Origin of the sequence: Vogesella mureinivorans (assembly GCF_007644035.1) — a bacterium.
GTDB classification, from domain to species: Bacteria; Pseudomonadota; Gammaproteobacteria; order Burkholderiales; family Chromobacteriaceae; genus Vogesella; species Vogesella mureinivorans.
Map to the genome: position 1 here is coordinate 1 of NZ_VMTV02000481.1, position 253 is coordinate 253.

The 253-nt window shown below is 73.5% G+C and carries 1 pseudogene; it reads right to left on the minus strand.

Annotated features, from left to right (window positions below):
- Nucleotides 1-233: pseudogene (gene aroE / locus FLQ44_RS13515) on the minus strand (shikimate dehydrogenase); the annotation flags it as partial.
- Between the last annotated feature and the right edge of the window lie 20 nt (nt 234-253).

Sequence of the window (253 nt, forward strand, 5' to 3'; positions counted from 1 at the left end):
ATGTCCGCGAGCTTGTCGGCGCGCTCCGGGCTGCGGTTGACGATCATCAGCTCGGCCACGCCGGCTTCGATCAGCGCGGGCGCGACGCCGCGCGCGGCACCACCGGCGCCGATCATCAGGCAGCGGCGACCGCGCAGGTCGAGACGCTCGCGCTCGGTAAGGTCGCGGATCAGGCCCGCGCCGTCGGTGTTGTCGCCCAGCCAGCCGTCGCCCTGGCGGATCAGGGTGTTCACCGCGCCGGCGTGGAAGGCGT